The sequence below is a fragment of the Rhodanobacter glycinis genome (assembly GCF_006438785.1).
GTDB classification, from domain to species: Bacteria; Pseudomonadota; Gammaproteobacteria; order Xanthomonadales; family Rhodanobacteraceae; genus Rhodanobacter; species Rhodanobacter glycinis_A.
On sequence record NZ_RCZB01000003.1, the window covers coordinates 308886 to 323650 of the forward strand.

Sequence of the window (14765 nt, forward strand, 5' to 3'; positions counted from 1 at the left end):
CATGTCGTGCCTGCGCTGTTCGGCTATCGTGCAGCTCCCAACGCCTCGCCTCGCCCCATGGATCAGTCGCCCGCCCTCGCCGCTCCGCGTCACCGCGCCGCCATCACCTTCATCTTCGTCACCGTGATGCTGGACATGCTGGCATTCGGCATCATCATCCCGGTGCTGCCGCACCTGATCGTGCAGCTGATCGGCGGCAGCATCGCCAAGGCCGCGGTGTGGTCGGGTGGGTTCGGCGCGCTGTTCATGCTGATGCAGTTCGTGTTCTCGCCGGTGCAGGGTGCGCTGTCGGATCGTTTCGGACGGCGCACGGTGATCCTGATCTCCAGCTTCGGCCTCGGCATCGACTTCATCGTGATGGCGCTGGCGCCGGTACTGTGGTTGCTGTTTCTCGGCCGGGCGGTGTCCGGTATCTGCGCGGCAAGTTTTTCCACCGCCAATGCGTACATCGCCGACATCGTGCCGAGGGAAAAACGCGCGGCCGCGTTTGGCACGCTCGGTGCCGCGTTCGGCATCGGTTTCATCATCGGTCCGGCGCTGGGCGGCTTTCTCGGCCATCTGCATATCCGACTGCCATTCTGGATCGCGGCCGGGTTGTCGCTGGTCAATTTCTGCTACGGCTACTTCGTGCTGCCCGAATCGCTACCGAAGGAAAAGCGCAGCGCGCGCTTCGACTGGCGCCATGCCAATCCGTTCGGCGCGGTGGTGCTGCTGCGCCGCTATCCGCAGGTATTCGGCCTGGCCGCGGTGTTCTTCCTGATCAACCTGGCGCAGTTCTCGCTGAACTCCACCTACGTGCTGTACACCGATTACCGCTATGGCTGGGGACCGCAGGCAGTCGGCTACACGCTGGGGCTGGTCGGCCTGTGCAGCGGCTTGGTGCAGGCGGTACTGGTGCGCCGGCTGATGCCGAAGCTGGGCGAGCGACGGATGATCCTGGCTGGACTCACGCTGTGCATCGTCGGCTATGTGTTCTTCGGCTTCGCCTCGCTACCTTGGCTGTTCCTGCTCGGCATTCCGTTCCTCAGTCTCGGTGGACTGGCCGGCCCGCCGGCGCAGGCGATGATGACGCACCAGGTCGATCCGCACGAACAGGGCCGCCTGCAGGGCGCGCTGACCAGCCTGGCCAGTCTCGCCGGCATCTTCGGACCGGCGCTGTTCGCCAATATCTTCGCGCTGTTCATCAGCGATCACGCCCCGGTGCAGCATCTGCCTGGCGCGGCGTTCGTGCTTGCGGCGGCGCTGCTGTCTGCCGCCGCGCTGATTGCCGTACGCGTGATGCGCCATGTACCAGCCGAGGTGCCATTGGCATCCGCCGACATCGTCCCCACGATGCCGTTCAACGAATTTTCGTCCGAACCGATTCCCCACGTCCCACCGGAGCAATCCCCATGACACTGTCCATGTATCAGGCTGCCGTTCCCGTCTTCGTCCGCGCGCTCGGCAATCTTGCGCACGTGCTGAAGAAGGGTGAGGAACACGCCAAGGCGAAGAGTGTCACCGACGAAGTGCTGCTGCAGACGCGGCTGATCCCCGACATGCTGCCGCTGGTCAGGCAGGTACAGATCGCCTGCGACATGGCTGCCCGCGGCGCGGCTCGCCTGGCCGGCGTCGAGCCGATGTCGTTTGAGGACAACGAGACTACGCTGGCGCAGGTGCACTCACGCATCGAGCGCGCAATCGAGTACATCCAGTCGTTCAAGCCCGAGCAGATCGACGGCAGCGAGACCCGCTCGATCGTGCTCAAGACGCGCACTGGCGAGATGACGTTCGAGGGCCAGGCCTACCTGCTGCATTTCGCCATTCCGAACGTGTTCTTCCACTGCACCACCGCGTACGACATCCTGCGCGGGGCTGGTACCGAGATCGGCAAGACCGACTTCATCGGCGGCGCCTGAGCCAGTTGCGCCGGCGGCTGCGAAACTCGCGGCCGCTAGCCGCTCGATATCCGCGAATGCGGCGCCGCCGCCGGCGCATCTCCAAAACTGTGATGCACAACACTTTTGGCCAATTTTGTTGGCCCGCGCCCTGCTTGATGACACTCGAACCCCACGGTTCCCCCAACCTTCGAGCGAATTCCCATGGCACCCATCTTTGAATGCATCATCGCCGGCGGCCCCCAGCATGGCCTGGTCTGCCGCCGTCGCTGGGACAGCCGGCGCAGCGCGCCGCTGGCAATGACCAGCGCGGACGGCCAACTTTGCCTCGCCGCCGCACGCAGGCACACCGACGCTACCCACACGCAATTCATCCTGCTGCACCCGCACGCCACCGGCGAGCAGTTTCTGACCCTGCTGGCGGCCTGAACTGCCCCGCCACGTCAGCTGTCAAAACGCTGACGCATGCTGGAAGTCTGCCGCCGGGCGTGGCAGCACCACGCGGACCGCCTTGTCGCGCTACGTGATCGCATCGACAATGAACGGCCGGGCCCCGTGGCAATGCGCCGCGATGGCCTCCCCACGTCGACGGATTCCCGGACCCCGCATGCTGCGATTGACCGACCTCAAGCTGCCGCTTGACCATTCCGAGGCCGCACTTGCCGACGCGGCCCTCGAACGACTGGGCATCGACGCTGCCGCACTCACCGGCTACACCGTCGCCAAGCGCAGTCACGACGCGCGCAAGCGTGGCGCGATCGCACTGATCTACGCACTGGATATCGACACCCCGCGTGAAGTCGAACTGCTGCAGCGCTTCGCCGACGACCCGCATGTGCAGCCCACACCCGACACCAGCTATCGCTTCGTCGCGCGCGCGCCCGGGCAGATGGAACACCGCCCGCTGGTGATCGGCTTCGGCCCGTGCGGCCTGTTCGCCGGACTGATCCTGGCGCAGATGGGCTTCCGCCCGATCATTCTCGATCGCGGCAAGGAAGTGCGTGAGCGCACGAAAGATACCTGGGACCTGTGGCGCAAGCGCAACCTGCATCCGGAATCGAACGTGCAGTTCGGCGAGGGCGGCGCCGGCACGTTCTCCGACGGCAAGCTGTACAGCCAGATCCGCGATCCGCAGCACCACGGCCGCAAGGTACTCACCGAGTTCGTCAAAGCCGGCGCGCCGGAGGAAATCCTCTACGTCAGCAAGCCGCACATCGGCACGTTCCGGCTGGTGTCCATGGTGGAGAACATGCGCGCCACGATCGAATCGCTGGGCGGCGAGATCCGCTTCAGCAGCCGCGTCGACGATCTCCTGCTTGGACCGCCAACGGACGGCCATCAGCAGTTGCGTGGCGTGACCCTGGCCAGCGGCGAGCAGATCCGCGCCGATCATGTGGTGCTGGCGGTGGGCCACAGCGCACGCGATACCTTCGAGATGCTGCACAGAAGCGGTGTGTATCTGGAAGCCAAGCCCTTCTCGATCGGTTTCCGCATCGAGCATCCGCAATCGGTGATCGACCGTGCCCGCTTCGGCCCGCAGGCCGGCCACCCGATCCTCGGTGCCGCCGACTACAAGCTGGTGCATCACTGCAAGGGTTCGCACGCCGGCCAGGGTCGCTCGGTCTACAGCTTCTGCATGTGCCCCGGCGGCACCGTGGTGGCCGCCGCCTCCGAACCCGGGCGCGTGGTCACCAACGGCATGAGCCAGTATTCGCGCAACGAACGCAATGCGAATGCCGCCGTGGTGGTCGGCATCGACCCGGCCGATTTCGCACCGTTCGATGACCGGCTCGAGAACGGCCCGCCCAGCCCGCTTGCCGGCATCGCCTTGCAGCGCGCGCTGGAAAGTCACGCCTTCACCCTGGGCGGCGAAAACTACAGCGCGCCAGCGCAGCTGGTGGGTGATTTCCTCGCCGGTCGCGCCTCGCATGAATTCGGCGATGTGCAGCCGTCATACAAGCCGGGCGTGACCCTGGGCAACCTCGACAGCGCCCTGCCCGGCTACGCGATCGCGGCGATCCGCGAGGCGTTGCCCGCGTTCGAACGGCAGATCCGCGGCTATGCGATGCATGACGCCATCCTCACCGGCGTCGAGACACGCACCTCTTCGCCAGTGCGAATCAAGCGCGACGACAGCCTGCAGAGCCTTAACACCCGCGGCCTCTACCCCGCCGGCGAGGGCGCCGGCTATGCCGGCGGCATCCTGTCCGCCGCGGTCGATGGAATCCGGATCGCCGAAGCCGTGGCGCTGAGCATCACTGGAAACTGAAAGCCCGATCGCCGATTGATTGCAGCAGCCGGTGACCTTATCTAAGTCTGATCTGCAGTCCCGAGCTGCGCATTCCCGTGAAGGTTCACCGATGTCCACGCCAGCCCCGCCCGTTCCGGTCCGTATCGACTTTGTCTCCGATGTCTCCTGCCCGTGGTGTGCCATCGGGCTCGCCTCGTTGCAGCAGGCGCTGGCGAAGCTGGAAGGACAAGTAACGGCGGACATCCACTTTCAGCCGTTCGAGCTGAATCCGCAGATGACGGCGGAAGGCGAGGATTCCACCGAACACCTGGTACTCAAGTACGGCAGCTCGGCCGAGCAGATCGACGCGAACCGCGCAGCGATCCGCGACCGCGGTGCAGCACTGGGTTTCACGTTCAACATGGATCGGCGCAGTCGCGTCTACAACACCTTCGACGCACACCGGCTGCTGCACTGGGCCGAGCTGGAAGGCCGCCACATCGCGCTGAAGCAGGCACTGCTGCGCGCCTATTTCACCGATGGCGAGGACGTGAGCGCGCATGACGCGCTGGTGCGGCTGGCCGTCGAGGCAGGCCTGGACGCAGAGCGCGCACGACAGATGCTTGCCGACGACGAGTACGCGGACGAAGTGCGCGCGCAGGAGCAGTTCTTCATGTCGCGCGGCATCCATTCGGTGCCGGCCACCATCATCAACGGCCAGCACCTGATCTCCGGTGGGCAGCCGCCTGAGGCGTTCGAAGAGGCGTTGCGGCAGATCGCCACCGCCGCGTAGGCGCGCTCACGCGTCGACGACGCGCGGTTCCTGCCAGTGCGCAATCGGCGCCGGATGACCGAGCAGATAACCTTGGCCCATCTCGCAGCCCATCGCCATCAGCGCGCCATGCTGGATCTCGGTTTCGATGCCTTCGGCAATTACCTGGATGTTCAGTGCGCGCGCCAGCGCCAGGATCGCCGCCACCACCGTGGTGCTGTTGGTGTTGGCGCCCTTGTCCAGCTCCTGCACGAAGGCGCGGTCGATCTTCAGTATGCGCAGCGGCAGCGAATGCAGATAGCTGAGCGATGAATAGCCCGTGCCGAAATCGTCCAGCGCCGCGCCCACGCCGATCAGGCGCAGCCGGTCGAGCGTGGCACGCACGCGCTCGGGGTTGTCCAGCAGCGCGCCTTCGGTAACCTCGACCACTAGCCGTGACGGCGCCAGGCCGGTGTGTTCGAGCAGGCGAATCAGGCGTTCGTCGAAATCGGGGTGGCGCAGGTGCAGGGCCGAGACATTCACGGTCATGAAGGCTTCGTCGCGGCCATGCTGCAGCAGCAGGTTGCAGCTGAGTTCGAACATGCGCCAGTCGATCGCCTCGATCAGCCCGCTGTCCTCGGCGATCTTGAGGAAGTCACCCGGTCGCAGCACGCCACGTTGCGGATGGTTCCAGCGGATCAGCGCCTCGTAGCCCACCACCTGGCCACCGTCGAGCTGGCAGATCGGCTGGAAGTACGGCTCGAACTGATCGTGCTGCAGCGCCTGGCGCAGCTCGCCCTCCAGCGCCAGCACGTCGATCACGTTCTTTGCCAGCGTCTCGTCGAAAAGCTCGAAGCGCTTGCGCCCCAGCTCCTTGGCCCGGTACAGCGCAATGTCGGCGTCGCGCAGTACCTCGTCGGCTACCCCGTAATGATCATCGCCGACCGCGATGCCGACGCTGGCAGTCACCTGCAGATCCTTGCCGGCAATCAGCATGGGTGCGCCGAGGGCGTCCATCACGCGCTGCGCCACGATGGTGGCGTCCGGCATCAGATCCACATCTTCCAGCAGGATCGCGAACTCGTCGCCGGACAATCGCGCCACCAGGTCGGGATGACGCACACAGCCGGCCAGCCTCGTCGCCACCTCCTTCAGCACATCATCGCCGGCGAGATGGCCGAGACTGTCGTTGATGATCTTGAAACGGTCGACATCCAGATACAGCAGCGCGCAATGCCGTTGCGGATCGCGCCGGATCGCGCCGAGCACGCGATCGATGCGGTCGCGCAGGTAGCTGCGGTTGGGCAGGCCGGTCAGGGAATCGTGCATGACCTGATGACGTAGCTGATCCTGCATGCGCTCGCGCTCGATGATCTCCTTGCGCAACGCCAGCGTGCGCTCCTCCACGCGATGCTCGAGCTCTTCGTAGGCACGCTTCAACGACTCGACGGAGCGACGCCGGGTCAGGCTGTTGGCGATCTGCGAGGCGACGAAAGTGAGCAGCTCCTGGTCGGCCGGGCCGTACATCACCGTGGCACGGTAGCTCTGCACGGTCACCAGCCCGATCACCTCGTCACCCACGATCAACGGCACGCCCAGCCAGCACATCGCCGGCGAGCCCATGCGTCCCGGTGCGATCTCGCCCTGTCGATCGAGCTCCTCGATGTCGGCGTTGTCCGCGCGCAGCGCGGTGCCACGACGCAACACGTACTCGCTGAGGCCACGCCCCAGCGGGCGCTCGGCCGGCGGCGCCAGCACGGCGTCCACCGAGTAGGGAAAGGTCAGGTGCTGGCGATCGTCGGAGAGCAGCGCGATAAAGAAGTTCTCCGCATTCAGCAGCTCGCCGACCGCCGCGTGCACGCGCCGGTAGAACGCATCCTGGTCGATATCCGCGGTGGCCAGCTCGGCGATCTGGAACAGTACCGCCTGCAGGTGTTCGGCGCGCTGGCGCTCCAGGATTTCCATCTGCAGGCCACGATTGGCCTCGGCCAGTTCCAGCGTGCGCAACTGCACGCGTTGCTCCAGATCCTCCTTGCCCTGCTTGCGTTCCAGTGCGGTGAGGATGTGGCTGCCGACGAATTCCAGCAAGGCCAGGTCCTCGTCGGTGAAGCCGATGTTCTGCTGATAGCTCTGCACCACCAGTGCGCCGCCGGGCTGACCGTCGCGCAACATCGGCACACCGAGCCAGTCGTAGCTGTCCGGGCCGATCAGGGTCACCGGGCCCGGCACCTGGCTGCGCAACTCCTCAGCGTTGCCCATGCGCGCCTTGCCGTCACACATCACGTACCAGGTCAGCGTGTACTCGATCGCGCTCAACGGCATGTCCTGGCCGTTTCCCGGCGGGGTCGAGTCCTTGACGTCGACGAAATACAGGAACCGGATCGTGTCCTGCTCGGCGTTGTGCAGCACGATGAAGAAATTTTCCGCGTACATCAGCGTGCCGACGATGGCGTGGATGCCGCGCAGCATGTCCGGCATGTCGCGCTCGGAACCGGCCAGGTCGGAGATCGCGAACAGCGCGCGCTGCAGGGTCTCGGAACGCGCCAGCTGCTGATGCGCGCGCTGCAGTTCGATCCATTCCAGCGTCCGCTGCAGATGCTGACCGGCGAGCCGCAACGGTGCCGCCAATTTTCCCGGAAAGCCGATGCCGTCGCGCTCCTCCTGCAGGGTCAACAACAGCAGCGCAGGCCGAGGCTGCCGGCACAAGCACAGCGCGATGCGGCGTTGATCCGCTGGATGTCGGCAGGACTGATCCGATTGGATGGCGTTGCGCAGCCACGGCCCATCGGCAGGATCCATCCGGGTCGGCGGCACGCTTCGATGATTGGCCGGCTGCTGCAGATCCCACAGCACGCAGGCAGCCTCGCAGCCCAGCTCGGCCTGCGCCAGATCCGCAATCACTTCGGCCACCTCGTCAGGCGTATGGGCCGTCGCGAGGCTGGCCAGCCATGCCAATTGCAATGAGTCGTCGGACGACGTCGCTCCCACAGCATCCGCGTGCTTCATCAACAGAGCTCCCCACAGCCCGAGCGCACCAGCACCCGCGACCAGCATACGCTTTCCCGGCGCGCAACCCGTTTGACCCCGGAGCCAGCAAGAACCCACCTCTGGGCGGGTGGGCGCGCAATACCGATAAACTGTCTCATTGCATCCACCCTCTTCGACACAGCGCGTACGTCGACCCCGGCCGCCGAACCTCTTCGGCGCGATGGTTTGCCGACATCGCCGCCCATGTTCCCTGTACAACCCGCGCCACAGGTTCCCCCATCCATCATGCTTGCCGACACTACCAAAGACGCCATCCGCGCCGCCTATGCACGCCTGAAGGACGGGCTGCCGGGCTTCCGCGCGCGCGCCTCGCAGGGCAGGATGATCGCCGAGGTGGCCAAGGCATTCGGCCAGCGCGGTGGCGTGGCGGTGATCGAGGCACCCACCGGCACCGGCAAGTCGATGGCGTACCTGATCGCCGGTGTGGAAGTGGCGCGCTTCCAGAAGAAGAAGCTGCTGATCGCCACCGCCACCGTGGCCTTGCAGGAGCAGCTGGTGCAGCGCGATATCCCGCTGTACCTCAAGCTCAACGGCATCGAGGCGAAAGTGGCGCTGGCCAAGGGCCGTGGCCGCTACCTGTGCCCGCGCAACATGGCGATGGCAGCGAACAGCATCAACGACACCGCGCAGATGGGCCTGGCCGGTTTCGATGCCGACCTGGTGCTGTGGACCAAGCCGCCGCAGGCGCGCGACAAGCAGGCGCTGGCGAAACTGCGCAGCGCGTTCGACCGCAACGAGTGGAACGGCGACATGGATACCGCGCCGGAGCCGGTCAGCGACCTGCTGCGACCGATGATCACCACCAGCGCCGGCGGCTGCACCGGGCGCAAGTGCGGCCAGTTCATGATCTGCCCGTTCTTCGCCGCGCGCCGCGCGGTGGACGACGCCGAGATCATCGTGGCGAACCAGGACCTGGTGCTGGCCGACCTCACCATGCCGGGCGAGGATGAGGGCGGCGGTGTTCAGGCATGGGGCGGGGTGATCCTGCCGCGGCCGGACGAGACACTGTACATCTTCGACGAAGGCCATCACGTGCCGGGCAAGGCGATCGACCGCGGCGCGGCCGAAGTATTCATGAGCGTCACCGTGCGGCAGCTGAGCCGGCTCGGCCGGCAGGTACATGCGGCGTATTCGCTGACCGACAAGCAGACGCTGGGCAAGCTGTCGCTGGATGCCGGCGACGCGAAACTGCAGGAGCTGAGCAATACGCTGGAGGAGCTGGAGAAGGAAATCCGCCTCGGCTGGCTGCCGGATCCGGCCGAGACCGAGCCGATGTACCGCGGCTCGCTCGGCCAGCTGCCCGAATCGTGGGTGGAGCTTGCCCGCGCGCTCAGCCTGTACACCGGCGAAGTGCAGCGCTGGCTCACCGCGGTGCGCCGCGCGGTGGTCGAGATGACCGACGGCGGCCCTACCCAGGAGGCGCTGTCGCGCGAACTCGGCATCGCGCTGGAACGCATCGGCAAGCAGGCCAGCTGCTGGCGCGCGTGGTCCAGCGAAGATCCGGATGGCTTGCCGCCACTGGCACGCTGGGTCACGCTCGGCGGTGACCAGCAACTGGTCTGCCACGCTTCGGCGGTGTCCGCCGGCGGCTTGCTGCGCAATGTGTTGTGGGGCAATGCCAGCGGTGTGGTGATGACCTCGGCCACCTTGAGCGCCGGCGGCAACTTTCGCGGTTTCGCCGATGCGGTGGGTTTGCCCGATGATGCGCTGACCTTGAGCCTGCCCTCGCCATTCGACCTCGCCGCGCAAGCGCGGCTGGAAGTGCCGGCGATGCGCACCCTGCCCGACGCGCGCGAGGCGCACGCCGAGGAAATCAGCGAATGGCTGGCGGAAAACCTCGACTGGGACGCCGGCAACCTGGTGCTGTTCACCTCGCGCCAGAAGCTCGATCGCGTACTGCAGAAGCTGCCGATCGCGCGGGTGCGCAAGGTGCGCGCGCAGGGCTCGCTAGGCAAGTCGCAGCTGGTCGCCGAGCACTGCGCCGACATCGAGGCGGGCAAGGGCAGCACCCTGTTCGGGCTGGCCTCGTTCGGCGAAGGCCTGGACCTGCCCGGCAAGCTGTGCGAGACGGTGGTGATCACCCAGCTGCCGTTCGCGGTACCCACCGATCCGGTCGGTGCCACGTATGCCGAGTGGCTGGAGTCGCGCGGACGCAATCCCTTCATCGAGGTCAGCATTCCCGAGGCCACGCGCCTGCTCACGCAATATTGCGGCCGCCTGATCCGCAACGAGACCGACCGCGGCCGCATCGTGCTGCTGGATCGCCGCGTGGTCACCAAGCGCTACGGCAGCGGCATGCTGAAGGCCTTGCCGCCGTTCCAGCGCATCATCGAGCGCACCGCATGATCATCCGCCTGTCCGATTGCCCGCTGCAGCCGTGGAAGAACGGTCTCGGCAGCACACGCGAAATAGCCGTCCATCCGGCCTGCGCGGGTATCGACGATTTCATGTGGCGGGTGAGCATTGCCGAGGTCGATAGCGCCGCGCCGTTCTCCAGCTTCCCCGGCATCGACCGGCAGATCGCCTTGCTCGACGGCAACGGCTTCACGATGACGCTGGACGACGATCGCGCTCATTCGCTGACCACGCCGTTCACACCGTTCGCGTTTGCCGGCGAGGCGAAGGTGGCGGTGACCCTGGTCGATGGCCCGACCCGCGATTTCAACCTGATGGTGCGCCGCGCCCGGGCGCAAGGCGAGCTGCAGTGCCGGGACACACCCGGGAGTCACCGCCTCGCGCCGGACATCGTGCTGGTTCATTGCGCACGTGGCACGGTCGATACTTCCGAAGGCCAGCTGCATGCCGGCGATGCGTGGCTGCCGGGCGGCACATCGATCACGCTGGCCGTTGGCGCCGTGGTGCTGGTGGTACGTATCACGGCACTGTCCTGACGATTGTCACCTGTGGCAGGCGGACTCCGCTGTCTATACTCGTGCAGCCTGTCGCCCCGGAGATCGCATCATGACCACCCTGATTCTCGGCTTGCTGATCTTTCTCGGCATCCACTCGCTGCGCATATTCGCCAACGACTGGCGCAACCGGCAGCAGGCCCGACTGGGCGAGCTGCCATGGAAGGGTCTGTACTCGCTGGCCTCGATCATCGGCTTCGTGCTGATCGTATGGGGTTTCGGCCTGGCGCGGCAGCATCCCGTGCTGCTGTACGTGCCGCCGCTGGCGCTGCGCCACCTCAATGCGCTGTTCACCCTGGCCGCGTTCGTGCTGGTGGCTGCCGCCTATGTCCCGCGCAACCATCTCAAGGCGAAATTCGGCCATCCGATGCTGCTGGGCGTGAAGGTGTGGGCGTTCGGCCACCTGCTCGCCACCGGCATGCTGCGTGACGTGGTGCTGTTCGGTGCCTTCCTGCTGTGGGCGGTGGTGCTGTTCATCGTGTCGCGTCGACGCGACCGCGGCACCGGTACGGTCTATCCGGCCGGCACGCTGACGGGTGACGTGCTCGCCGTGGTCATCGGCGTCGCCGCCTGGGCGGCGTTCGCGTTCTGGCTGCATCTGTGGCTGATCGGCGTGAGCCCGATGGCGTGAGGGGTGACGAGAGTCATCTACGCACATGCTGCGACCTGCGCTAGAGTTTGCCGCATCCCCCACCACGAGGAACGACGCATGGCTGGTTTCCTGCTTTGGCTGTTGCTGCTGGTGTTTTGCTGGCCACTCGCGCTGTTGGCGCTGGTGCTATATCCGATCGTCTGGCTGCTGATGCTGCCGTTCCGGCTGGTCGGCATCACCGTCGGCGCGGTATTCGCCTTTCTCGGCGCCCTGCTGATGCTGCCGGCACGTGTGCTGCGCGGCCATCCGGTCTGAGCGGCAACACCTGATCCAGCCGCACGTGGAGAAGCCGCACTCGCCCGCGTGCGAGCGCAATCGCGAGCCGATCCTGGCCGTGCTGCGCGAGCATTTCGCCGACCGTCGGCACGTGCTGGAGATCGGCAGCGGCAGCGGCCAGCACGCGGTGCATTTTGCCGCGGCGCTACCGCAGCTGATCTGGCAGAGTTCGGACCGCGCGGAGAACCTGCCAGGCATCCGCGCCTGGCTCGACGAAGCGGCGCTGCCGAATACCCCGGCACCATTGACGCTTGATGTCGCCGGCGCCTGGCCAGCCGGGCCGTTCGACGCGGTGTTCAGCGCCAATACCTTGCACATCATGGCGTGGCACGAGGTCGAACAACTGTTCGCGCGGTTGCCCATGATCACCACCGATGACGCGCGCGTGATCATCTACGGCCCGTTCAACCATGAAGGCCGCTACAGCAGCGACAGCAATGCCGCGTTCGACCAGTGGCTGAAGGCGCGCGGCGCCCACATGGCGATCCGCGATGCCGAGGCGGTCGATGCACTCGCCGGTGCCGCCGGCTTCGTCCTGCTCGACGACATCGCGATGCCGGCCAACAACCGCTGCCGCGTGTGGCGCCGCGTCCGCGACTGAACGTCGGCCTGCACAGCGTGCCTGCATAACCGCGCCGAACCGGGTACAAAGGCAGCATGAAATCGATCGACACGTTGACGCCCTGCCCCTGCGGCAATCCGGCCGGCTACAGCCAATGCTGCGGTCTCCTGCACGACGGCCTGGCCGCGACGACGGCGGCGCAACTGATGCGTTCGCGCTACAGCGCCTATGTCCTGAAGCGCGAGGATTACCTGCTGGCGAGCTGGCATGCCGACACACGGCCGGCGTCATTGCGGCTGGCCGCGCAACAGCCGGCACCGACCTGGCTGGGGCTGGAAATCCGCCAGCAGCGGCAGGTCGACGACGATCACGCCATCGTCGAGTTCGTCGCCCGCTACCGACTCGGCGGCGGTCGCGCACAACGTCAGCACGAGACCAGCCGCTTCGTGCGCGAGGATGGCCGCTGGTATTACCTCGACGGCGAACTCAAGAGCTGACGCTCATAGCTTGTGAAATAGTCGACCGCCGTAGCGGGAGCGTCGCCGGGCGTTCGTGACAAGGTGCGGTGTGGGCAAATTCGGGGAGTTTGGTGAACCAAATGACTCGAATTTGACCGCAGCGCGCCGCCGGCACGGGCGTCCGACGGCGGTCGCAGTAGGTGGGCGATTTTTTCCCAAGCTCTCAGAATCCCTGCACGCCGGCGGCATGCAGGCGCACGGCCAGGGCGCGTACGTCGGGGTGGCTGAAGAACGCGACCAGCTGGTTGGCGCGGCCGGCCGCGATGCCGTCGAGCGCCTGCCAGTCGGCCGCGCCACGGTTGCTCAACGCCGCCCAGCCGGATAGCCCGTCGGCATCGCCGGGCGGCATGCCGAGCGCGCCCAGCCAGCGCGCGAACGGACGATCGCGGGCGCTGGCAAACGCCTTCGCCAGCGCCGTGCCACGCCTTGCGCCGAGGCCCGGCACCGCGGAAAGCTGTGCTGGCGTCAGGTCCATCCAGTCGAGCATGCGGTGGATCAGGCCGGCGTCGATCAGCGCCTGCCAGGTATCCGCACCGAGGCCGTCCAGTTGCAAGCCCTGCTTGCCGCCCAGCCACAGCAGGCGCGCGCGGAACTGCTGCTCGCAACCGGGCACCGCCTGCCAGCAGCTCAAGCGGTCGTGCATCAGCGGATCCGGCGGCGCCACCGTCGCGCGTTGCCGGGTTCGCCACGCCACCGACTGCAGGCGCGGGATGGTCAGGCCGGCGAGCACCACTTCGACCTGATCACCGGGGCGGATGTCCAGCTGCTTCCAGCGTGCCAGCGAGCCGACGCTGACCCGCTGCACGCGATGGTCGTCCAGCTGCACCGGCACCAGTTCCAGCACCGGCGTGATGCGCCCGCTGCGGCCTACGGTGAACACCACCGCACGCACCTCGGCCAGCGCCGATGCTGCCGGGTATTTCCATGCCACCGCCCACGCCGGCGGCGCCGCCCGCCACGTGGTGGCCGCCGGTCGATGTCCCTGCCGCACCACGGTGCCATCGGCGGCGAACGGCATGGCGTGGCGATACCACTGTTCGCGCCAATGCCGCACGTCGTCCAGCGTGCGCACCGGGTGGATGTAGGTGGCGCTGTCGGTCAGGCCCATCGCCGCCAGCCCGGCCACACGCGCCGGCATGTCGGCCGGGCCGCTGGGCCAGTCCCACGCAAACAGGCCGATGTGTGCGGCGGTATCGGCGTCCAGCGCATCGCGCGCCAGCGCGCCGGCCACCGCCGAACGCGCGTTGGCACCGCCGTCCTGCGCCTGGACGTGGCCGGGCAGGCGCCAGTACAACTCACCTTGCAGGACCACGCGCGCCGGCGCATGCGGCAGACGCTTCGGAATGGCGTCGATGCGCTGTGCCAGCGCCGTCCAGTCCGAACCATGCAGGCCATCGCCGCGACTGGTCGCCTGGCGCAATTGGCCGTCCAGATACAACAGGGTGACCGCCACGCCGTCGGCTTTGGGTTGCACCCACAGGTCGCTGTTGCCGCGTTCGCGCATCCATGCAGCCAGTGCCGCTGCATCGGGCAGCTTGGCCAGGCCGGTTTGCGCGACCGGCGAGACCACGCTGCCGCTGGCATCGGCCAGATGCGCGAGTGCCGCCGGCGCCTGCGCCGGAAAGCAGAGCCGCCACAGCTTGAATCGCTGCAGCGCCTGATCGTAGACGGCGTCGTCCACGGGCGACTGACCACTGACCCGATACGCGTGATTCCAGCCGTCGAGCCGGTCGTGCAGCGCATGCAACTCCTCCTTCGCCTGCGCGGCTGGCCAGTCGGGGCAATCGGCTGCGTCGGCGTTGCCGGCGGCAAGCACCATGATGCCGGCGAGAGGCAACAACCATTCCATGCGCATGTCTGGCTCCTTCCGTGGACGTCGCGACAGGCTAGCCAGCCAGCGCCAACGCAGGCAGCCGACGATGCCGATGACACGCGTAGGCGC

The 14765-nt window shown here is 66.8% G+C and carries 13 protein-coding genes; 11 read left to right on the forward strand and 2 right to left on the reverse strand.

Annotated elements, in window-relative coordinates; translation table 11 throughout:
* The first annotated feature begins 57 nt into the window (after window positions 1–57).
* From EAH75_RS12005 to EAH75_RS12025, 5 genes are all read left to right on the forward strand, one after another.
* Window positions 58–1395, forward strand: coding sequence for a TCR/Tet family MFS transporter (locus EAH75_RS12005; protein WP_140649654.1), 1338 nt, complete (start codon window positions 58–60; stop codon window positions 1393–1395).
* The gene (locus EAH75_RS12010) at window positions 1392–1898 is read left to right on the forward strand and encodes a DUF1993 domain-containing protein (RefSeq protein WP_140649001.1); all 507 of its coding nucleotides are present in this window, start codon (window positions 1392–1394) and stop codon (window positions 1896–1898) included. The genes EAH75_RS12005 and EAH75_RS12010 overlap by 4 nt, the downstream gene beginning before the upstream one ends.
* A gap of 183 nt (window positions 1899–2081) precedes the next feature.
* Window positions 2082–2306: a hypothetical protein gene (locus tag EAH75_RS12015; protein WP_140648999.1), complete on the forward strand. Its 225-nt coding sequence runs from the start codon at window positions 2082–2084 to the stop codon at window positions 2304–2306.
* A 178-nt stretch (window positions 2307–2484) separates the two neighbouring features.
* Window positions 2485–4146: an NAD(P)/FAD-dependent oxidoreductase gene (locus tag EAH75_RS12020; protein ID WP_140648997.1), complete on the forward strand. Its 1662-nt coding sequence runs from the start codon at window positions 2485–2487 to the stop codon at window positions 4144–4146.
* 91 nt (window positions 4147–4237) lie between these two features.
* Window positions 4238–4900 (forward strand): DsbA family oxidoreductase, encoded by a 663-nt coding sequence (locus tag EAH75_RS12025; RefSeq protein ID WP_140648995.1) that lies wholly within the window; start codon window positions 4238–4240, stop codon window positions 4898–4900.
* Between the two features lie 6 nt (window positions 4901–4906).
* Here EAH75_RS12025 and EAH75_RS12030 read toward each other — a convergent pair whose 3' ends face one another.
* Window positions 4907–7864 (reverse strand): bifunctional diguanylate cyclase/phosphodiesterase, encoded by a 2958-nt coding sequence (locus EAH75_RS12030; RefSeq protein WP_140805562.1) that lies wholly within the window; start codon window positions 7862–7864, stop codon window positions 4907–4909.
* Window positions 7865–8131: 267 nt separating this feature from the next.
* Between EAH75_RS12030 and dinG the strand changes: the two genes are divergently transcribed.
* The 6 genes from dinG (at window position 8132) to EAH75_RS12060 (ending at window position 12802) form a co-directional block, all read left to right on the forward strand.
* A complete protein-coding gene (gene dinG, locus EAH75_RS12035; RefSeq protein ID WP_140648990.1) occupies window positions 8132–10252 on the forward strand; it encodes an ATP-dependent DNA helicase DinG in 2121 nt (706 codons plus the stop codon).
* Window positions 10249–10797, forward strand: coding sequence for a HutD/Ves family protein (locus EAH75_RS12040; RefSeq protein ID WP_140648988.1), 549 nt, complete (start codon window positions 10249–10251; stop codon window positions 10795–10797). Before dinG ends, EAH75_RS12040 begins: the two co-directional genes overlap by 4 nt.
* A 70-nt stretch (window positions 10798–10867) precedes the next feature.
* Window positions 10868–11446 (forward strand): NnrU family protein, encoded by a 579-nt coding sequence (locus EAH75_RS12045; RefSeq protein ID WP_140648985.1) that lies wholly within the window; start codon window positions 10868–10870, stop codon window positions 11444–11446.
* A 78-nt stretch (window positions 11447–11524) separates the two neighbouring features.
* Complete coding sequence (locus EAH75_RS12050) at window positions 11525–11722, forward strand: hypothetical protein (RefSeq protein ID WP_140805564.1); 198 nt, start codon at window positions 11525–11527, stop codon at window positions 11720–11722.
* A gap of 25 nt (window positions 11723–11747) precedes the next feature.
* Window positions 11748–12344, forward strand: coding sequence for a DUF938 domain-containing protein (locus tag EAH75_RS12055; protein WP_140648980.1), 597 nt, complete (start codon window positions 11748–11750; stop codon window positions 12342–12344).
* 56 nt (window positions 12345–12400) lie between these two features.
* The gene (locus EAH75_RS12060; protein WP_140648978.1) at window positions 12401–12802 is read left to right on the forward strand and encodes a YchJ family protein; all 402 of its coding nucleotides are present in this window, start codon (window positions 12401–12403) and stop codon (window positions 12800–12802) included.
* Between the two features lie 184 nt (window positions 12803–12986).
* Here EAH75_RS12060 and ligB read toward each other — a convergent pair whose 3' ends face one another.
* Window positions 12987–14678, reverse strand: coding sequence for an NAD-dependent DNA ligase LigB (gene ligB / locus EAH75_RS12065; protein WP_140648977.1), 1692 nt, complete (start codon window positions 14676–14678; stop codon window positions 12987–12989).
* Window positions 14679–14765 lie beyond the last annotated feature (87 nt).